At 40.5% G+C, this 20,588-nt stretch carries 20 protein-coding genes; 14 read left to right on the forward strand and 6 right to left on the reverse strand.

The window, feature by feature from the left end:
- Positions 1 to 66 precede the first annotated feature (66 nt).
- The 3 genes from CWC14_RS03900 to CWC14_RS03910 are packed head-to-tail and all read right to left on the reverse strand — an operon-like array spanning position 67 to position 3,453.
- Positions 67 to 1,491 (reverse strand): mannose-1-phosphate guanylyltransferase/mannose-6-phosphate isomerase, encoded by a 1,425-nt coding sequence (locus tag CWC14_RS03900; protein WP_138561387.1) that lies wholly within the window; start codon positions 1,489 to 1,491, stop codon positions 67 to 69.
- A 58-nt stretch (positions 1,492 to 1,549) separates the two neighbouring features.
- Positions 1,550 to 2,323 carry an amidohydrolase gene (locus CWC14_RS03905; protein ID WP_013466188.1) on the reverse strand — a complete coding sequence of 258 codons (774 nt, stop codon included), beginning with the start codon at positions 2,321 to 2,323 and terminating at the stop codon, positions 1,550 to 1,552.
- A complete protein-coding gene (locus tag CWC14_RS03910) occupies positions 2,311 to 3,453 on the reverse strand; it encodes a methionine aminotransferase (RefSeq protein WP_138561389.1) in 1,143 nt (380 codons plus the stop codon). Before CWC14_RS03910 ends, CWC14_RS03905 begins: the two co-directional genes overlap by 13 nt.
- Before the next feature lie 107 nt (positions 3,454 to 3,560).
- On the opposite strand from CWC14_RS03910, the gene CWC14_RS03915 reads away from it, so the two are divergent.
- From CWC14_RS03915 to CWC14_RS03925, 3 genes are read left to right on the forward strand one after another with little or no spacing between them, the layout of a single operon-like run.
- Positions 3,561 to 4,178 (forward strand): methylthioribulose 1-phosphate dehydratase, encoded by a 618-nt coding sequence (locus CWC14_RS03915; RefSeq protein WP_036957053.1) that lies wholly within the window; start codon positions 3,561 to 3,563, stop codon positions 4,176 to 4,178.
- Positions 4,175 to 4,861 carry an acireductone synthase gene (mtnC, locus tag CWC14_RS03920; RefSeq protein ID WP_138561391.1) on the forward strand — a complete coding sequence of 229 codons (687 nt, stop codon included), beginning with the start codon at positions 4,175 to 4,177 and terminating at the stop codon, positions 4,859 to 4,861. The genes CWC14_RS03915 and mtnC overlap by 4 nt, the downstream gene beginning before the upstream one ends.
- Positions 4,858 to 5,400, forward strand: a complete 543-nt coding sequence (locus CWC14_RS03925; protein ID WP_008108531.1) for a 1,2-dihydroxy-3-keto-5-methylthiopentene dioxygenase — start codon at positions 4,858 to 4,860, stop codon at positions 5,398 to 5,400. Before mtnC ends, CWC14_RS03925 begins: the two co-directional genes overlap by 4 nt.
- A gap of 63 nt (positions 5,401 to 5,463) precedes the next feature.
- Here CWC14_RS03925 and mtnA read toward each other — a convergent pair whose 3' ends face one another.
- Positions 5,464 to 6,489, reverse strand: a complete 1,026-nt coding sequence (mtnA, locus tag CWC14_RS03930; protein ID WP_138561393.1) for an S-methyl-5-thioribose-1-phosphate isomerase — start codon at positions 6,487 to 6,489, stop codon at positions 5,464 to 5,466.
- A gap of 130 nt (positions 6,490 to 6,619) precedes the next feature.
- Here mtnA and mtnK point away from each other — a divergent pair, with 130 nt between their 5' ends.
- Entirely contained in the window at positions 6,620 to 7,837 is a 1,218-nt protein-coding gene (gene mtnK, locus CWC14_RS03935) for an S-methyl-5-thioribose kinase (protein WP_249928685.1), read from the forward strand.
- Between the two features lie 69 nt (positions 7,838 to 7,906).
- On the opposite strand, the gene CWC14_RS03940 is transcribed toward mtnK, so the two are convergent.
- On the reverse strand, positions 7,907 to 9,388 hold the full coding sequence (locus CWC14_RS03940; protein ID WP_138561397.1) for an FMN-binding glutamate synthase family protein: 1,482 nt from the start codon (positions 9,386 to 9,388) through the stop codon (positions 7,907 to 7,909).
- Between the two features lie 77 nt (positions 9,389 to 9,465).
- Complete coding sequence (locus CWC14_RS03945) at positions 9,466 to 11,244, reverse strand: DUF885 domain-containing protein (protein WP_138561399.1); 1,779 nt, start codon at positions 11,242 to 11,244, stop codon at positions 9,466 to 9,468.
- 606 nt (positions 11,245 to 11,850) lie between these two features.
- Between CWC14_RS03945 and CWC14_RS03950 the strand changes: the two genes are divergently transcribed.
- The 10 genes from CWC14_RS03950 (at position 11,851) to CWC14_RS03995 (ending at position 20,588) form a co-directional block, all read left to right on the forward strand.
- Positions 11,851 to 12,810 carry a GGDEF domain-containing protein gene (locus CWC14_RS03950; protein WP_138561451.1) on the forward strand — a complete coding sequence of 320 codons (960 nt, stop codon included), beginning with the start codon at positions 11,851 to 11,853 and terminating at the stop codon, positions 12,808 to 12,810.
- 108 nt (positions 12,811 to 12,918) lie between these two features.
- The gene (ubiE, locus tag CWC14_RS03955) at positions 12,919 to 13,674 is read left to right on the forward strand and encodes a bifunctional demethylmenaquinone methyltransferase/2-methoxy-6-polyprenyl-1,4-benzoquinol methylase UbiE (protein ID WP_008108541.1); all 756 of its coding nucleotides are present in this window, start codon (positions 12,919 to 12,921) and stop codon (positions 13,672 to 13,674) included.
- 12 nt (positions 13,675 to 13,686) lie between these two features.
- Entirely contained in the window at positions 13,687 to 14,346 is a 660-nt protein-coding gene (locus CWC14_RS03960) for a ubiquinone biosynthesis accessory factor UbiJ (RefSeq protein WP_138561401.1), read from the forward strand.
- 17 nt (positions 14,347 to 14,363) lie between these two features.
- Positions 14,364 to 15,965, forward strand: coding sequence for a ubiquinone biosynthesis regulatory protein kinase UbiB (ubiB, locus tag CWC14_RS03965; RefSeq protein ID WP_028834688.1), 1,602 nt, complete (start codon positions 14,364 to 14,366; stop codon positions 15,963 to 15,965).
- Positions 15,966 to 16,044: 79 nt separating this feature from the next.
- A complete protein-coding gene (gene tatA, locus CWC14_RS03970; RefSeq protein WP_013466200.1) occupies positions 16,045 to 16,305 on the forward strand; it encodes a Sec-independent protein translocase subunit TatA in 261 nt (86 codons plus the stop codon).
- A 5-nt stretch (positions 16,306 to 16,310) separates the two neighbouring features.
- Entirely contained in the window at positions 16,311 to 16,643 is a 333-nt protein-coding gene (gene tatB / locus CWC14_RS03975; RefSeq protein WP_138561403.1) for a Sec-independent protein translocase protein TatB, read from the forward strand.
- A gap of 49 nt (positions 16,644 to 16,692) precedes the next feature.
- On the forward strand, positions 16,693 to 17,433 hold the full coding sequence (gene tatC / locus CWC14_RS03980) for a twin-arginine translocase subunit TatC (protein ID WP_069438908.1): 741 nt from the start codon (positions 16,693 to 16,695) through the stop codon (positions 17,431 to 17,433).
- 1 nt (position 17,434) lies between these two features.
- Complete coding sequence (locus CWC14_RS03985; protein WP_076922318.1) at positions 17,435 to 17,944, forward strand: hypothetical protein; 510 nt, start codon at positions 17,435 to 17,437, stop codon at positions 17,942 to 17,944.
- Entirely contained in the window at positions 17,944 to 18,729 is a 786-nt protein-coding gene (locus tag CWC14_RS03990) for a TatD family hydrolase (protein ID WP_138561405.1), read from the forward strand. The genes CWC14_RS03985 and CWC14_RS03990 overlap by 1 nt, the downstream gene beginning before the upstream one ends.
- A complete protein-coding gene (locus CWC14_RS03995; RefSeq protein ID WP_138561407.1) occupies positions 18,729 to 20,588 on the forward strand; it encodes a sensor domain-containing diguanylate cyclase in 1,860 nt (619 codons plus the stop codon). Before CWC14_RS03990 ends, CWC14_RS03995 begins: the two co-directional genes overlap by 1 nt.

Consider the following 20,588-nt stretch of genomic DNA (forward strand, 5'->3'; position numbering starts at 1 on the left):
ACGGGCTACGGGCTATCAAGTTTTACTACAGTGACAAATAATCAAGTATTTTCACTATTTATACTGTTATTTTCTGCCGTATATATCGTCAAATCGCTCTATATCGCTTTCATCTAAAATGGCACCCGTTTGAACTTCAATAACAACTAAGGGCTCGGGCTGATTATTCGCTAAACTGTGCAGCTGTTTTGCTGCAATATAACAAGATTGGTCGTGGGTCAGCGTTAAGCTTTGCTGATCAATACATATATCTGCAGTGCCCGACACCACAACCCAATGCTCAGCGCGATGCTGATGACGCTGCGTTGAGAGCCTAGCCCCACTATTAACGGTTATTTTTTTTACTTTAAAACCGATACTTTCTACCAGCGTACGATAATTTCCCCAAGGGCGGTAAACCACCTGATGGTGTGTCAGTTTGTTATTATGTGTTGTTGCCAATTGCTTGAGTAATAACGGGAGGGCATCAAGCGCATTTTGATCAGCAATTAAAGTGGCGTCGTGGGTATGAATAACCGCTAAATCGCTTACCCCTAACGTCGCTATTGTGTGTCCATCTTCGCTAATAACTAAGTTGTTACTACTGTTTTGGGCGATATGTTCTTGGTGTGGGCTATTACCTTGTGGCTCTTTTTTACTTAGCGCTGCCAGTGCAGAAAAACTGCCCACATCGCTCCACTTTAACGCAACGGGCATTACCACCACATTATTACTGCGCTCTAAAATAGCGTAGTCAATCGAGTCACTTGGGCAAGATTCAAGTGCATGAGTATTTGCTCTTGTAAACGCTAAGTCTTGTTTAAAATCAATGGCACTAGCAACACTTTTAGCTATTTTTGGCGCAAAGCGTTCCAGCTCTTTTAGATATGCAGCGGGAGTAAATAAAAACATGCCACTGTTCCAACTATAACCGCCCTCAGTTAAGTAGCTTGATGCAGTTGCTAAATCAGGCTTTTCTTTAAACTGATCTACCTCAAAGCAAGCAGTACCTGTAATTGCTGCGCCCTGTTTGATATAGCCATAACCGGTATGCGGCTCTGTTGGCGTAATTGAAAATGTAACTAATTTACCTTGCTCAGCCAGTGTCACCGCATCAGATAACTGAGCAGTTAATGGCGTAAAATCTTCAATATAATGATCGGCAGGCATCACCAACAAGGGACCAGTAATATTATTTTTTAATGCATAGTGCGCGGCAAGGGCAATGGCTGGTGCGGTATTTTTGCCTTCTGGCTCAAGTACTATGGCATGGGGCTTTGCAAATGCAGCCTGCTGCGCGGCAATAAATCGATGCTGCTCATTACAGACCAAAATAGCGGGATTAAAGCCCTCAGTTGCAACACGCACTAACGTACTTTGCAATAACGACTGCTGGTTTTTATTATCAAGCAAAGATAAAAACTGCTTTGGCATTGCTTGGCGCGACAGCGGCCAAAGCCGTGTGCCAATACCGCCAGCTAAAATTACCGGTGTAATAAGGGTTGTATTCATAAAGCCGCCAATAAAAATATCAGCGGCTATTTTAGCACTTTATCGGCTGGGCGCTAATTTATACCAATGTAAAAGCATCAGCATCTAAATGTGCCGGAAATTTAGCTCTAAACTCATCAAGCGGCGCTTTATTTAACGTGATTGTTAGTAGTGCTTGCTGGTCGTCATTCGCTTTAATCAGTGGCTCACCTTTAAAGTCATACACTGCAGTTCCACCACTGTGAGCAATACCATTGCCATCTTCACCAACCCGGTTTACGCCAACCACGTAGCATAGGTTTTCCATTGCTCGTGCCATTAATAAAGTGTCCCATACATTGCGCCTTGCTGCTGGCCAATTGGCAATATTTATCATCACGTCGTAGTCATTGTTATTGCGCTGAAACACCGGAAACCGTAAGTCGTAGCATACTTGTGGCAATATTTTAAACCCATTGAGTTCAAACACTTCACGCGTTTGTCCTGCCACTACAAACTCGCCTTCGTTACCTAAACAAAATAAGTGCCGTTTATCGTAATAGCTCACTTCTCCATTTGGTTGTACCCAGTAAAACCGATTCGCTTTTTTACTTCCTTGGGTTACCAATACCGAGCCTGCAATTACCGCATTATAGTGCTTCGCCTGTGCCTTGAGCCAACTCAGTACTGAGCCATTTTCAGCTTCGCCACAGTCAAGGTTAACCGCAAATCCAGTGGCAAAGGTTTCAGGAAGTACAATTAAATCAGGTTGATTGGTGATGTTAGCAAGCTGTTTTTCAAACATCGCTAAATTGGCTTTTTTATCGAGCCAATGCAGCGAGCTTTGTAATAATGCTAAGGTTAAAGTTGACATAAAATATGTGCCGCCTCTATTAAGGTTTGATCATTTTTAGCAAAACATAAACGAATAACTTTATCATTGCTTGGTTGCTGATAAAACACGCTCAGTGGAATGGCTGCAACGCCAGCTTGTTCTGCTAACCATTGGCAAAATTCTACGTCATTTAAGTCAGATACATCACTGTAATCAAGCAGTAAAAAGTAGGTGCCTTCACTTGGTAAAATGCTAAAGCGGCTATCTTGTAGAGCATTACTGAGCACATCGCGTTTTTGTTGATAAAACTCACTTAGCGCATCCACATGCTCACCTTGCTGTTCTAACATATCGGCTAATGCATGTTGTGCAGGCGTAAAGCTTGAAAAAGTAACATACTGATGAATCTTTCGAAATTCTTCGCATAAATCAGTAGGCGCAATACAGTAGCCCATTTTCCAACCGGTGCTATGAAAGGTTTTACCAAAGCTTGAGATCACAAAGCTGCGAGCAAGCAATTCCTCATCTCGTAACACACTTAAATGTGGTTGCTTATCAAAAGTAATATGCTCGTATACTTCATCACTTATCAGGTATAAATCATGCTCGATGACTAAGGCTTTTAGAGCATTAATATCGTGCTGTTTTAACGTTTTACCACTTGGGTTATGTGGAGTGTTGATAATAATAGCCCGCGTTTTGCTATTAATAGCCGCAGCCACCGTTTGCCAGTCAATTACATAGCTCGGAGCATGCAGAGCAATATTAACTGACTTACCACCGGCCAATTCAATCGCTGGCTGGTATGAGTCATAAGCGGGGTCAAATACAATGACTTCATCACCTTCGCGCACTAGCGCTTGAATGGCAACAAACAGCGCCTCGGTTGCCCCTGAGGTTACAGTTACTTGCTGCGCGGCATCTATTTCAACCGCATATTTTCGTTTTGCTAACTGGGCAATTTGTTGCTGCAGGCGCGGTACACCAGGTGAAGGTGAATATTGATTAACTCCTTCAAGCACATAATGATTAAGCTGTTTTTTAAGTAGCTCAGGAGCATCAAACTCAGGAAAACCCTGCGATAAATTAATCGCTTCGAATTGATTTGCTAAAGCAGTCATTTGACTAAAAATACTGGTGCCTAAATTTGGCAATTTACTTTCAAACACTGGTTACCCTTAATGATGGTTTTACGCCCAAAGCGATGCTATCATTGCTTAAAACAGAAGTATAGCCGTCTAAAACAAATAGCTTTATGCTCATTAGTGAGGAATGTATGCAAAACAATACCGCTATTTCAGAACTTATTGAAGCCGGAAAATGGGTCAGTCAAAAAGGTTGGGTACCCGCAACAGGTGGAAACTTTTCAGCTCGCACCAGTACGGGCTTTGTAGTCACAGCCAGTGGCCAGGACAAAGGCGCGTTAATGCCTGAGCATTTTCTACAATTAAATCATTTAGGTGAGCGTGTTGCAGGGGCAATAAAACCCTCAGCCGAAACACAACTGCATTTGAGCTTGTATCAACTTATTCCTGACGCGCAATATGTTTTGCATACTCACTCGGTAGCGGCAACTGTACTTTCAAATATTATTCAACGCCATCAGCTTGAACTAACCGGCTACGAGATGCAAAAAGCGCTCAGCGGTATTACATCGCACTTAGAATCACTGGCTATCCCTATTTTCGATAACGATCAAGATATAGACCGTTTAAGCCTACTTGTGAGCGACCATCACTTACACTCACCAATTAAGCATGCCGTATTGATCAGAGGTCATGGTTTATATGCTGTTGGCCGTAACATTGATGAAGTTCGCCGCCATTTAGAGGCATTAGAGTTTTTATTTAGTTGCGAGCTAGAACGCTTAAAAATAACAGGAACCGCACTATGATCAAAGCATTGCTAACTGATATTGAAGGCACTATTACGCGTATTTCGTTTGTAAAAGATGTGCTATTTCCTTATGCCGCACAACAACTGCCTGCATTTGTGCGCGGTCACACAGAACAGCCTGAAGTAGCAGAACAAATTAGCGCTGTAAAAGCTGAAATTAACGAGCCTAATGCCGATATCGACACCGTTATTAGCACTTTACTTACTTGGATTGAAGAAGATAAAAAAATAACGCCACTTAAGCAATTACAAGGTTTAATTTGGCAAACAGGCTATGAAAACGGTGATTTTACTGGTCACTTATACCCAGATGCTTATCAATTTTTACAACAACAAAAGCAAGCTGGCCAACAGTTATACGTTTATTCGTCGGGCTCTGTGAAAGCACAGCATTTAATTTTTCAGTATTCTGACTTTGGCGATATTCGCTCACTATTTAGTGATTACTTTGATACAAAAGTAGGCGCTAAACAAGCGCCAAGCGCCTATGAAAACATAATAACGCAATTGCCTTTTAACCCAGACGAAGTATTGTTTTTAAGTGATGTAGTTGCAGAGCTTGATGCTGCAAAAACCGCTGGGCTTAAAACTTTACATTTAATTCGCGATGGGCAAGAAAGCTCATCAAAGCACAGCTACATTAACGATTTTAGCCAATTTAAAGCGGAGCATTTAGCATGAGCCAACTCACTATTTTTGCAGATTCTGACGCCAATAATGCACTGCTGACCAGTAGCGACGTTCAACGAATTACCGCTGAACTTGCTAAGGTTAATGTGCGTTTTGAGCAATGGCAGGCAAATACCGAGATTACTGAAAGCACCAGCAATGATGATATTTTAACTGCCTACAACGGCGATATTGAACGCTTAAAACAGCAAGGCGGCTATCAAACTGTTGACGTTATATCGCTGGTTAAAGGCAACCCTGATGCTGCAGAATTGCGCAAAAAATTTTTATTTGAACACACTCACAGCGAAGACGAAGTACGCTTTTTTGTCAAAGGCCAAGGGTTATTTTGCTTACACATTGGCAGTAAAGTGTACCAAGTACTTTGTCAACAAGGCGATTTGATCTCAGTACCTAAGCTTACCCCTCATTGGTTTGATATGGGTAGCGACCCAGAATTTACCGCTATTCGTCTATTTAACAATACAGAAGGTTGGGTAGCACAAAGCACGGAATCACCGATTGCAGAGCAATTTCCATTATTACCGTAATTTAATCATTCAAAACCCTGGTCCACACTAATAAACATAACGTGGACCAAACGCATCACAAAATTACTTCAGCTTTAAGAGTACGCCATTTTCTACCTGACTCTGGTTATAAACACCGGTATCTAACACCCACCCAGTAACCAACTTTGCGGGTGTTACGTCAAATGCGGGGTTGTATACATTAGCATTAGTGGGAGCCCACAATGCCTCGCCAAAACTACCACTAACACCACGCACTTCTTGTGGATTACGTTGCTCTATTTCTATATCGCTACCTTGGGCAGTCTTTAGATCAAGCGTAGTAACCGGTGCCACCACATAAAATGGAATATTATGAAAATGCGCAAGCACCGCTAAATTATAAGTACCGACTTTATTGGCAAAGTCGCCATTAGCAGCAATACGATCAGCCCCTACAACAATTTTATCTACCTTACCTGCAGCCATTAAACTGGCCGCCATGTTATCGCAAATTAGCGTGTAAGGTATTTGCCAACGCTCCAATTCAAACGCGGTCAAACGCCCGCCTTGCAGTAAGGGGCGTGTTTCATCCACCCACACATGAACATTGCCATGGACTTGTTGTGCTTTATAAATAACACCCAATGCCGTACCTATGCCCGCAGTGGCTAAAGCGCCGGTATTACAGTGAGTTAATATATTGTCGCCGCTATTTATTAGCTCGGCACCACGTGTTGCCATACGCTCACATAGCTCAATGTCTTCAATAAATAACTGCTCAGCCGTTGCAACAATACTGGCAACATAATCAGTTTGTTTAAGCGCTTGGCGCAACGCCGCCATACAATGCATTAAGTTAACCGCTGTTGGGCGAGTGGCTTCTAGCTCATTTATGGCGGTTGCAAGCGCGTCTCTAGTCATACCTTGCTCAGCTAAATAAGCAATTAATAAACTGGCCCCTAAGCCTATAAGTGGCGCACCACGCACTTTTAAGCTGATGATCAGCTCTTTCATTGTCTCTACAGTGTGGCATTCATGCCACACTTGTTGATGAGGAAGCAAATATTGATCAAGTACGCTCAGCGTACTATTTTCATATTTTAAACTGCTTGCGATTAAATTTTGCATAAGGCTCAAAAGATTAGAAGTGCGTAGGTTTATTTTACACCACTTTGAAGAACTCTCAAGTTAGACTTATAGACATCTAAACATTTAAAGGTATAGAATGCTTAAATGCATCTTTATTGAGAATAAAACCATGACTAACTATGTTGCTTTTAATGCACAGCACGCTATTAATTACATCAATTCGTTAATTGAATCTAATCAATACGACTTTTTTAAGCCGGGGCAAGCGCTTACCGCTTATGAATTTGGTGACGGTAATCTCAACTTAGTATTTAGAATTACGGATGAGCAAAACAACAGTATTATATTAAAGCAAGCTTTACCGTATGCGCGTTGTGTAGGTGAGTCGTGGCCATTAACACTTGATAGAGCACGAATTGAGGCAGAAGTTTTACTTAATCATGGGGCTATTTGCCCTGCGCATACGGTTACTGTTTTACATTACAATAAAGACTTAGCCCTGACCATTTTAGAAGATTTAGGTGATATGCAAATTTTGCGAACAGCGCAAAATAATGCTGAACAATTTCCAAACCTTGCTCACCACGTAGCTGTGTATTTAAGCCAAACGGGCTTTTATAACTCTGACTTTTATTTATTAGCGCAAGATAAAAAAGCACGTATTAGCCAATTTACTAACCCTGAATTGTGCCAAATTACTGAAGATTTATTTTTTAGCGATCCGTACACAGAGCATGAACGCAACAACTATCCGGCACAATTACAAACTGAAGTTGAGGCTATTCGTAAAAACGGGGCATTAAAACTTGAAGTAGCAAAGCTAAAAGCTAACTTTTTATCGAACCCACAAACCTTGTTGCATGGCGATATGCACAGCGGAAGTATTTTTGTTAATCAAACTACCACTAAAATGATCGACCCTGAGTTTGGCTTTTTTGGTCCTATTGGCTTTGATATTGGATCTTTTATCGGTAACTTACTACTAAATTACTGTGCTCAGCACGGTCGCATTGACGACTTTGTAGCACGTCGTAATTATCAAACCCATTTATTAAGTACATTGGTTGAATGCTACGCCACATTTGAACAACAGTGGTTTGAGCTCATAAATAAGCAAACAACTGATGAGACACTTAAAGCTTCAGGCTACGCAGAGTATTTTATGAAACATGTTTTACAAGATGCTATTGGCTACTGTGGCATAGAGCTAATTAGACGCACTATAGGTCTTGCTAATGTAATTGATATAGAAGGCATTACCGATGAGGCCGCACGGTTAAACGTACAAAAACAAACATTAGCACTGGGTGAGCAATTGATTTTAAATGCCCACACTTGCGATACCAAAGACGCGTTTTTCAGCTTGCTAATAAGCCATTTAAATTAGGGTCTGTTTGACCCTAAACTAAGTCTTTATTTTATTAAAAAAGGCGCTTTAAGCGCCTTTAAGCTATATCTAATGATAGTGCTCGTACATTTTATCTAGTGGCTCAGAAAGACCACTTTCTTGCACTATACGCACATGTTTGCGTTTTAATTCGCGGGCACTGGTAACGCCACAAGAATGTGCAATAAGCCCCGCACCGTAATGAATGTATTTATTATAATTTGCGACCCGCTGCGCTTTATCTTCAACATTCAAGCCCCGTTGTAAACGTTCATTATGCGTAGTAATTCCTGTGGGGCAGGTATCTTTATTACATTGCATAGCCTGAATGCAGCCTAGTGCAAACATATGTCCACGTGCAGACACAACAAAGTCGGCACCCAGTGCTAATGCCCACGCAACTTTTGAGGGCACAATTAATTTGCCAGAGACAATAATTTTAACTCGCTCTCTAAGGCCATGCTTTTTTAGTAACTGAATAACTAAAGGAAGACTTTCTTTTAGCGGTAACCCCACCGAATCGAGTAAAGACTGAGGTGCAGCGCCGGTACCACCATCAGCACTATCAATGGTAATGAAGTCGGGTGCAGACTCAATACCACGATGATTTATCTCGGCAAATAAACTTTCTAACCAAGTATGTTCACCAATTACCGCTTTAAAGCCTGTCGGTTTACCGGTTGTACTTCTTATCGTGGTGAGCATGTCTAAAATATCGTTTGGATTTTTTATTTCTGGGTGCCCATTTGGGCTAATTGAATCCTGCCCCTCAGGTATGCCTCTTATTTTAGCAATTTCAGCATTCACTTTTCGCCCAGGTAACATACCGCCTTTACCTGGCTTGGCACCTTGGCTCATTTTCAGCTCAAACATTTTAACTGCAGGGTGTGCAGCAACTGCTTTTAGTTTTTCTGTGCTTAAATTTCCATGCTCGTCGCGTACACCATATTTAGCCGTACCAATTTGAAACACGATATCGGCACCACCTTCTAAGTGATACGGACTAAGTCCGCCTTCCCCCGTGTTCATCCAACAACCGGCTAATTTTGCCCCCTTTGAGAGTGCACGTACAGCAGGACTGGATAACGCGCCAAAGCTCATGCCCGATATATTAAATAACGAATTTGTGGTGTAAGGAAATTTACAATAAGGCCCAAGCGTTACGTTGCTAGGCGCTAGAGCTTCTTCATCTAAGGTAGGAAATGCGCAGTTCATAAACATTACGGTGCCTGTCGTTTCTAAGCTTTGGGTTGAACCAAAAGCAGCCGTATGATCAACATCTTTAGCAGCCCGATATACCCAACTGCGTTCGGCGCGATTAAAGGGCATTTCTTCACGGTCGAGAGCAAAAAAATACTGACGGAAAAACTCACCTTGGCGCTCAAAAAAGTACCGAAAACGTCCAATTACCGGATAATTACGCCTAATAGCATGCTTTGTTTGGGTAACATCTCGAACATAAAAAATAACAATTAATATAACCAGCAATCCAAATACAACAATAAATAAGCTGGCAAACACATCGATACTGAACATTATAAATTGACTCATTACTTATCCTTAAATGCTAAAAAAGCGTGATGTCATTAAATAACACCACGCTTTTATAGTTTCAAAATAATGCGCTATTAGCTATCTGTTTTTGCTAATTCTGCTTGTATATACAAACGTATTTGCTGCTCAAGCACCGACAAAGGCACTGAACCATGGCGCAATATTTGATGATGAAACTCACGAATATCAAACTGCTGACCTAATGCTTGCTCGGCCTCTGCACGCAGACGTTTAATTGTTAACTCACCAATTTTGTATGACAACGCTTGTGCAGGCCATGAAATATAACGATCGGTTTCTGTTTTTACATTGTGTAATGAAAGCGCCGTATTATCGGCCATAAAATTCATTGCACGCTCACGACTCCAGCCGTACATGTGCATACCCGTATCAACCACTAAACGTGCAGCACGCCACATTTCGTAGGTTAAACGACCAAAGTTGCTGTACGGGTCTTGATAAAAACCCGCTTCAACGCCTAAGTACTCTGAATACAATCCCCAGCCCTCACCAAACGCTGATAAATACGCATCACGGCGATAGCTAGGTAAACTTTCAAGTTCTGCATTGAGTGAAATTTGTAAATGATGACCCGGCACAGCTTCGTGCAAAGTTAACGCTTCTAAAGCATAGAGTGGTCGTTTATCTAAAGCGTACGTGTTCACCCAATAAAAGCCGGCTTGATCATCACGGCTCGAACCTGAATAGCGCCCAGTAGTGTACTTAGGAGCAATATTGGCAGGCACCGGCGCTACGCCATAAGGTTTGCGCGGTAAGGTATGAAATAATTTAGGCAACTGCGCATCCATTTTTTTTGCAATATACGCGGCCTCTTTTAATAATTGCTCAGGCGTTGTGGCGTAAAACTGCGGATCTGTTCGTAAAAAGTAGATAAATTCTGCAAACGTGCCTTTAAAACCTACTTCTTTAATAACCGCTTCCATTTCACTACGAATGCGCGCAACCTCCGCTAAACCCAGCTCATGTATTTCTTTTGGGGTCATTTGTGTGGTGGTGTAATATTTAGCACGATTTGCATAAAAGGCCTCACCATTCGGTGTTGACGAAATACCAATATCACTACGGGCGCCTGGTAAGTATTCGTTATTAAAAAAAGTTAAGTAGTCTTTGTAGGCATTAATAACTTGGCTACTGATAATTGCTTTAGCTTGTTGTTGCAAATCTGCAAATTCACTATCACTTAAACCCGCGGTATTGTTTAAAAATGGCTTATAAAATTCAGATTGTGTGACGTCATCAACAATGTAAGCAGTAATCGAGTCTTGATAACCAATTAACACCGCTTTGGGTTGAGTTAAACCAACCTCTAATCCTTTGCGCATCCAACCTATGTTTTGCTCAAAAAAGCGCGGCACTTGCTGTAATCGCTTTAAATAGTGTTGATAATCTTGTGCAGTTTTATAATCAGAGCTATTAACAATAAACGATAAGCTTGAATGAAAGCCATATTCTGACGTTAAAGGCATGTAGTGCGTATTAAATACATATTCATCAACACTATTTTGCACTTGCGCTCGAATAATACTGTAGTTAATTTGGTTTTCATCACTGAGCTTACTTACATCTATGGCATCTAAATCTGCTAATAGCTGGGTGTTTTTTTGATATTGCTGCGCTAAAAATTCAGCTGACAAATTAGGTAATAAGTAGCCATCAACTCCTTCGGGGTTACTATACGGGCTAACATTTTGGCGATGCTGTACTATATTTTCAGCCGCTTGCGTAAATTGTTGATCCGCATTAATTGCGGTGAGCTGACACGCGCTTAGTGAGCACACTAAAGTGACACTTAATAAGGAAAGGCGCATTTTTTTCGAAAGAGATAAATTCATAGTTATTGAGCTTAATGACGTTACAGATGTGATAAACCTATCTTAGGCTGAATAAATAGCAAATAGATATACGACCAACTGCGAAAAATATACGCCAGCAGTCATTTTATTAACTTAAGTTAATACAAAACTATAAATAACTAGGGTCTGTTTATCTTTCGAGGTTAAATTTGCAGCAGTGTGTTTGGCTTCTAGGCAAGGCAGAGCCTATGTAGTGTGGTTACTCCCCATAAGTAGGCGATAACGCAGCATAGATGCCAAACTTGCGCTGTCCAAAGGGTTCTGCCTAGAGGTGATTAACTCTTTGTTACTCGCTTTTTACTTAGCCCACTAGGTTACAAATCTCGCGCCGCGATTAAATCACCTCTAGATTGAACAAGTTTTAATCCTGATAGGTCAATAGGCCCTAGAGTAATTGCTCAAAAAAGCAACGGTTATTGAATTTATAGCGTCATTTTAATCAACTACGCCTCATTTTACTTTTAAATCACAGATATAATGATTATTGTATCTGCGCTTGGAAGCAAATTGCCTCATTGGACGAGTTTTATAAATCAGCATTTATGCGTATTTGGTTGGTAATTGCAAATGATGTTCCATGATTCCATGGCTATAGCACAAGAAAAAATGACAAAAGTATGTATGTTTTTAGAGCATCATGTTTTGCCTCCTACCCCCTTAAATTTTCAAGTTGTGTATACATACATTAGTAAAATCCATTTTGCGCTTAATAATGCCATTGATGATGCCATAGATGCCCTTCAAAATATTGATGAGCTGTTTATTGAACAACTCTATTTTGAATATTTAAATCAAGGGCATAAAACCGAAGTTGCAATGATTGAAAACGTCAATGGCGTGATCAATTCACTATCGCAAAATGCTCAACAGACCGAAAAAAAGCTAAACGACTTTGCAGGTCATGTTAATGACTGTATGCACTCTCTAGATGAAAATAATATTGCCAACAGCCGTATTGCTTTAGAAAGGCTTAATGAACAAACTCAGCTTTTATTAACGCAACAAGCACAATTTAAACACCAACTAAGTCAGGCCAAAAAGCTACACGAAGCCACTAAAAAACAACTTAATACCTTACGCAAACAACATGTGATTGACCCACAAACTGGCTTATATAAACGCCATTATTTAACCAAACAAACACAGTTATGGTTAAAACAAGAAAAATCAATCTCAGCTATTGCCATTCAAATTGATAATTTAGAGCATTTTATTAATAATTTTGGCGATGCCATTGGCGAAGTGATTTTAAATAAAGTGGCTAAGCAAGTGCAAAAATATGTTTCGCAAAGTGGCTTAGCTGGGCGCTCTGCAAAAGATCAATTCATCGTTTTACTTGCTAACATAGAACCCGAAACCGCTAACCTTATTGCACAAAAAGTTATAGGCGGAGTTGAAAAGCTACGTTTTATTAGTTCAAAAAGCGATCTAAAACTACCCCCCATTTCTCTCTCACTAGGGATCACTGAGCAACAACAAGGCGACTTTAACCAGCTGGTTAAAAGTGCCTCAAACGCAGCTTTTAAGTCACGCTCTTCTCAATAACCCAGTACACTGTTCAAACAATAAAATTAACTGATAAATCATATTCAAATTGCACCCTTGGTGCACAATCAAGTACACTAGTCTTTATTACCACGATAGAGATTAATCATGAACGAGAACCCTGAAAAGACCACGCATTTTGGCTATAAAACTGTTGCCGAAACCGAAAAAGCTTCTATGGTTGCTGATGTATTTCATTCTGTTGCGACAAAGTACGATGTTATGAATGATCTCATGTCTTTTGGTATTCATCGTTTATGGAAACGTCAAACAATTGCCAGCTCAGGTATTCGTAAAGGTCATCATGTATTAGATTTAGCCGGCGGTACTGGCGATTTAACTGCAAAGTTTAGCCAGCTTGTTGGCGAAACCGGTCAGGTTGTTTTAGGTGATATAAACTCTTCAATGTTAAAAGTAGGCCGCGAAAAGCTGCATAACTTAGGCCTTGTAGGCAACATTGATTACGTACAAATGAATGCCGAAGCCTTACCTTTCCCTGATAATAGTTTTGATTTAATTACGATTGCTTTTGGTTTGCGTAATGTTACCGACCAAAATAAAGCATTGCGCTCTATGTACCGCATTTTAAAGCCAGGTGGTCGTTTACTCATTCTTGAGTTTTCAAAACCAGAGCAAGAGCTTCTCAGCAAGGCGTATGACTTTTACTCTTTCAACATTTTACCTACTATGGGTAAGTTGGTTGCTAACGACAGTGAATCATACCAATATTTAGCTGAGTCAATTCGTATGCACCCAGATCAAGAAACGCTAAAAGCGATGATGGTCGAAGCAGGGTTTGAGCAAGCGACTTATCAAAATCTAACTGGTGGCATTGTTGCCCTGCATCGTGGATTTAAATACTAAGGTTAGTAATTTATGGCGCTTGAAGAACACAGTAAAGAACAACCGGCTGCAGGCAGTTTTTTTATGCTACCGAGCTTTGTACTTTCGCTTATTGAGCAAGTATTAAATCAAGCGCTTAAACTCGATCCGAGCTTACTCGATAAACTAAAAACGGTAGAGCATCAGCGCTTATTAGTTGAGGTTAGAGACTGGCAGCAAAAAATAGCCATTACTTATGCCAATCAGCAGCTACATCTTTACACTGCATTCGAACATGCTGACGCTGATTGTATGATCAGCGCCAATATAGATACGTTGTTAGCACTGAAAAACCCAGCCATGCTGACTCAACTTATTCGCCAAGATAAGCTTGATTTACAAGGCGATTTAAATATAGCTCAAAATTATAGCTCCGCCTTTTCAAGTTTAGACATTGATTGGCCAGAGCAACTAGCAAAGCATATTGGGGATGCACCTGCACAACAACTTTATTTGCACTTTCAGTCGTTTAAGCAGCAAGGTAAAAAAGCAAAATCACAGCTCGATAGCACCTTGATTAGCCTGTTCCAAGATGAATTGGCAATCACCATTCACCCATTAGAGCTTGCGCAATTTAAACAACAAAATAGAGCACTAAAAAGCCAAGTTGCTGCCATTGAGCAACGCATTAACGCCCTAATTAAAGCACTTTAACGCGCTAAGGATTTTTTGTGTCAACTGCCCGACTGTATTACATAACTAAAACCCTGCTTAGCTACGGACTCGATGAGCTTATTCCAAAACACAAAGTACCTTGGTTTGCTAAACTTGCACGAGGAAGTTTGTTTTGGTTGCGCAACCAACACAAAAATAAACCCCCGGGCTTAAGACTTCGTTTAGCGCTGCAACAACTAGGCCCGGTATGGATAAAATTTGGCCAAATGCTCTCAACCCGTCGTGACTTGTTACCCCACGATATCGCGCTAGAGTTAGCCTTTTTACAAGATCAGGTAGAACCTTTTGAAGGTGAATTAGCGCAAAAGATCATTGAAAAAGCATTAGAAATAGATGATATTAGCCAGCTATTTAGCGAGTTTTCACAAACCCCCTTGGCATCGGCCTCAATTGCTCAAGTGCATACTGCCACCCTAGTTGATGCGCAGGGCGAATCGCAAGATGTTGTTATTAAAGTTATTCGCCCTAATATTGAGCAACAAATCAACGCCGACTTAGCCTTAATGGAAAAATTAGCTAAAGTTGTTGGTAAGTTAATTAATGAAGCGAAACGCTTACGCCCTGTAGAAGTGGTTAAAGAGTATAAAAAAACATTACTCGATGAACTAGACTTAATGCGTGAGGGTGCTAACGGCATTCAATTAAAGCGTAATTTTGAAGGCTCAGAATCGCTATATATTCCAACAGTATACAGTGACTACAGCCGCAATAATGTGCTGGTTATGGAGCGAATTTACGGAATTCCGGTGTCAGATACTGAAGCACTGATGGCACAAAATACCAATATGAAATTACTAGCTGAGCGCGGAGTGGAAGTGTTTTTTACCCAAGTATTCCGCGATAGTTTTTTTCATGCAGATATGCACCCTGGCAATATTTTTGTGTCGCGCGAAAACCCGCATAATCCTAAATATATTGGTATAGATTGCGGTATTGTGGGAACACTTAACAAAGAAGATAAACGCTATTTAGCTGAAAACTTTATTGCCTTTTTTAATCGTGACTACCGCCAAGTAGCTCAGCTACATGTTGATTCAGGGTGGGTGCCGCCCGATACCAGCATTGAAGAGTTTGAATTTGCCATTCGTACCGTTTGCGAGCCCATTTTTAATAAACCACTTGCTGAAATATCATTTGGCCATGTACTGGTTAATTTATTTAATACTGCACGTCGTTTTAATATGCAGGTTCAACCACAACTCGTATTATTACAAAAAACCTTGTTGTATGTTGAAGGCTTAGGTCGCCAGCTTTATCCACAACTAGATTTGTGGAAAACCGCAAAACCGTTTTTAGAAGACTGGGTAAAACAACAGGTTGGCCCGCTTTCTGTACTAAAGCAAATGTATGCAAACTTACCGTTTTGGGCAGAAAAAATGCCTGAGTTGCCTGATTTAATTTATCAAAATTTAAAACGAGCACCGCACGCACAACCTCCAACATCAACGGTTTCACATAAGCCCTTGGTTTTAGGACTTTTTAGTAGTGCAGCGATGATTGTTTCAGCATTATTTTATTTACAACACAACTTAATGGCTGCTGGCGTTGTCTTAGGCTGTGCTGTAGTTGGCTTTATAGCGGCTTGGCGCCGCGCATAAACTAAGTGCTATTTACCGCTGTGGGCGTATAATCAGCATTTAATCTTAATATTAACGGCTTTAAAAGCAGGAGAAAACCATGGGGTTTGGTGGTATTAGTATTTGGCAGCTATTAATTGTACTTGCAATCATTGTACTTTTATTTGGTACCAAAAAGCTACGCGGTATCGGTGGTGATTTAGGCGGCGCAGTTAAAGGTTTTAAAAAAGCGATGTCGGATGAGCAAAGCGCTGAAAAACAAGCCAGCGAAAATAAAACAGAACACATTGAAAAATCAGCAGAATCAACACCTATCGATTCAAGTACAACTAGCAAAACTAAAGACAACGACAAGGTTTAACCAGCATGGGAATGTGGGAGCTTGTTGTTGTATTTATTGTCGGTTTGGTGGTGCTTGGTCCTGAGCGCTTACCTGTCGCTATTAGAACTGTGAGCCGTTGGGTTAAAACAGCAAAAGCAATGGCCAATTCCGTAAAAGCGGAGGTGAGCGAGGAGCTTCGTGTGCATGAACTACACGAAAATCTAAAAAAAGCAGAGCAACAAGATCTTAAAGATTTAAGTCCTGACCTACAAAACTCTGTTTCTGAGCTACAACAAGCGGCGCAATCAGTCACCCATAGCTATAAAAAAAGTCAAACGCCAGCATCAAATAGCCAACAAACAGATGACTCAAAGTGAACATAGCACTCTCTTTTTTTCATGCACTTAATACACGGTATAAAACACAATGACTGAGGAAGTAAAATCAGGGTTTGTCGCTCATTTAATTGAATTACGTGACCGGTTAATTAAATCGTTATTAAGTATTTTAGTGATTTTTATTGGCTTAATTTACTTTGCAAACGATATTTATACCTTTGTAGCCGCTCCTTTAGTTGCTCATTTACCTAGTACAGCCACTATGATTGCAACGGATGTTACTGCACCGTTTTTTGCCCCTTTTAAGCTGACGTTGTTTGTTGCTTTATTTGCTGCCATTCCTTGGATTTTGCATCAAATTTGGGGGTTTATAGCCCCGGGTTTATATCAACATGAAAAGAAAATGCTGATACCCATATTGGCTTCCAGTATTATCTTATTTTATAGTGGCATTGCTTTTTGTTACTTTGTGGTGCTACCTATAATTTTAGGGTTTTTCACCAGTGTAGGGCCGCAAATGATGACACTTGCGCCCGATATAAGTAGTTATTTAGGCTTTGTGCTCAAGCTGTTTTTTGCTTTTGGGATCGCATTTGAAATCCCAGTTGCAATTATGTTGCTCTGCTGGAGCGGTGCAACAACCACACAAAGTCTAAAAGAAAAGCGCCCCTATATAGTGGTTGGCGTATTTGTAGTGGCAATGTTTTTAACGCCTCCTGATGTGCTTTCACAAACCCTATTGGCACTACCTATGCTGCTTTTATTTGAGCTTGGTTTAATTTTAGCTAAATTTTATACCGCAAAACCACAACAAGAATCTAAGGAATAATATGAACAAGTATTTACTTTCTTTACTCGCTTTAGCAAGTGTACCGGCTTTAGCCGCTACTCCTATTAATGAGCAAGCTTTGCAAGCCTGTAGTTTTATTGAAAACGACTTTAATCGTTTACTCTGCTACGACAACACCATTGCCGGAAAGTCATTAACACAACCAGCACAAAGCCAGCTAAGCAAATCGGCACAAACAAATGTAAAAGCTGAGGCTCCCGCTGCAACAGCGCCTGTGGCCACTAAAGCAAAAGAGTTTGGTTTAGAGCATAAAGAAATTGCGGAAAATGGTGAAGAGTCTATTACGTCAATGATTTCATCTGTTAAAAAAGCACCTTATGGTGAGCTAATTATTACCTTAGAAAATAACCAGCAATGGCGTCAAATTGGTTCAGATAGCTTAAGATTAGACGAAGGCGATACTGTTATTATTAGCCGTGGCGTATTCAACTCTTTTTTGCTTAAAAAAGCAGATCAAAACCGTTCAATTCGTGTAAAACGTACTCAGTAATGCAATACACGTTAATTGATGCTGGCGTAAATTTAACTAATCATCAATTTGATGGTCAGCATCAAGAGGTGCTCGCCAGAGCAAAAGATGCGGGCGTAAACCAAATGCTGATTATTGGCTGTGATATCAGCTCCAGTGAAGAATCATTAGCACTTGCTGCGCACTATAATCAATATGCTACCGCTGGTATTCACCCTCATGACGCTAAAACAGCAACCCCTGAGCTTGAGCAACAACTTACTCAGCTCGCTCAAAATGAGCAGGTTATTGCCATAGGTGAGTGCGGGCTAGATTACAATCGCGACTTTTCCCCAAGAGATATACAACGTGCTGTTTTGCGTCGTCAGCTCGCATTAGCTGAAAAACTCAACTTGCCTGTTTATTTGCATGAACGCGACGCCAGTGACGACATGCTTGCTATTTTAAATGAGTTTACTGTACGCGGTGTACTGCACTGTTTTACTGGTGATGCACAAGCACTCTCAGGTTACTTAAACTTAGGACTTTATATTGGTATTACCGGCTGGGTATGTGACGAAAGACGTGGCAAGGAGTTACAACAACTGATCCCAAGCATTCCCATTGAGCGTTTATTAATAGAAACCGATGCACCTTTTTTAATTCCTCGTACAGTGAAACCAAAGCCAAAATCAAGACGAAACGAGCCAGCACTGCTGCATTATGTGTGTGACACGCTTGCTCAGCTTTATGGCATTCCGGCATCTGAAGTGGCAAAGCATACGAGTGAAAACTTTAATCGCTTATTTGGATTAGAGAAAAAATAATGCGAACCTTTTGCGCTTTGCTGGTATTCATCATGGTGTTTTATGCATCCTGTTTTCCTGCAAGTGCAATTGATATAAATAGCGAATTTAGCTCAAAAAAAATAGAGTCTATTCATTATTCATTTACCCCCAACTCATTAGAAGATGCGCAACAAAGCAACTTACAACAATGGCAGTCACTTAATAATAAACCGCTTAATTTAGGTCTTGAAACTCGCCCTGTGTGGATTAAATTTCAACTAAATAATTATCTTAATAAGCCAACAGAGCCAATTTTATCGTTAGATAACCCACTTCTAAACAATGTATACCTGTACCACTTTATGGGTGAGAAGCAACTAAAATCGGAACATCTTGGTGATGCTCTTCCTTTATCTAATAGAGCGATTAAAAGTGACTCTTTGCTGGTTAAATTAACACTTCCCGCTAACAGCGAAACCACCGTTTATCTTAACGTTAATAATAATGCGGGAATCGGGCTTCGCGTCCCCCTCACCTTATGGCAACAAGATGCATTATTAGCCCATAAAAGTATGCTTAACTTGCACTATGGATTACTGATTGGATTTATTTTTTCTTTGGCTATCAGTAGCTTGGTTTTATTTGCTTTTTCACGTAAACATTATTTTGCCTATGCCGGTGTGATTACACTGATGCTTAGCCTATTTTTAGCATATTTAGGCGGATTTGGGTTTCGTTATGCCTCTCCAAGCATAGCCGCCTTACAGCAACTAATGCTGCCTATTTTGCTTATGCTGATCACGGTATTGTTTCTTCCTTTACAGCGCCATGTTTGCATACCCATTAAATCCAACTTAGTTAAAGGGCAAACAATAATTACCACCTTATATGCATTGGTTATTGTACTTATAGGTTTGCTGCCTACTGCGAGCGTGGCTTTGTTTGCTATTTTAAGCATTCCTGTCATTTTAAGTTATCATGTTGTCACAACATTATTTTATCTACGAAAAAACCCCACGAGCCCCAATAAATCTCTATTAATGGCACTCGGGTTCTTTTTAATTGTAGTCATTCATTTTTCCGTTGCGTTAACAGGCCTGTATATAGTCACTAGATCCAGCTTAATACTCACCTTCGCAGCCTCATTAAGCTGCTCATTTTGTTTAAGCTACACCGTCATAAAATTATTTATATTACAACGCGATGAGCAAGTCACAACGCAACAGGCGTTGATTGCAAAAAGTGCAGCGCAAGATGCGCTCTTAAATGAGCGGATTGAATTACAAGAGCGCACTCGTCATGAACTTGAAAACCAAGTTGATGAGCGCACCTTTGAGTTACAAGTCACACTTAGGGAACTTGAAGATAAAAACCGCGAGCTTGAACAACTCAATATGGAAGATGCTCTAACAGGGGGAAAAAATAGACGCTTTTTTGATAAAAAAATAATCATGGAAATTCGCCGTTCACGCCGTGAGCAAACACCCTTGAGCATCATTATGCTTGATATAGATAAGTTTAAAGCAATCAACGATACGTATGGCCACTTAACCGGCGATCAGGTAATTCGAGCAGTCTGTGATGTTATTAAACAACAATTAAAACGCCCTCTTGATGAAGTGGTGCGTTATGGTGGTGAAGAATTTGTCGTCCTGCTACCCAATACTAATAATCAAGGTGCGTTAGCTATTGCCGAGCAAATACGGTGCGCAATAGAAAAAAACACTGTCAGTGTTGCAGGTACTACGATTAAATACACCATTAGTGCCGGTGTTTATACTCATATTGCCGATGATGTTCATAACCCTGAAATATTTACTGAGCGTGCCGATAAGGCACTCTATCTAGCAAAACAACATGGCCGCAATCAAGTGGTTAATTTTCCAATCTCACAGTAG

Origin of the sequence: Pseudoalteromonas sp. S3260, from assembly GCF_005886925.1 — a bacterium.
GTDB classification, from domain to species: domain Bacteria; phylum Pseudomonadota; class Gammaproteobacteria; order Enterobacterales; family Alteromonadaceae; genus Pseudoalteromonas; species Pseudoalteromonas tetraodonis.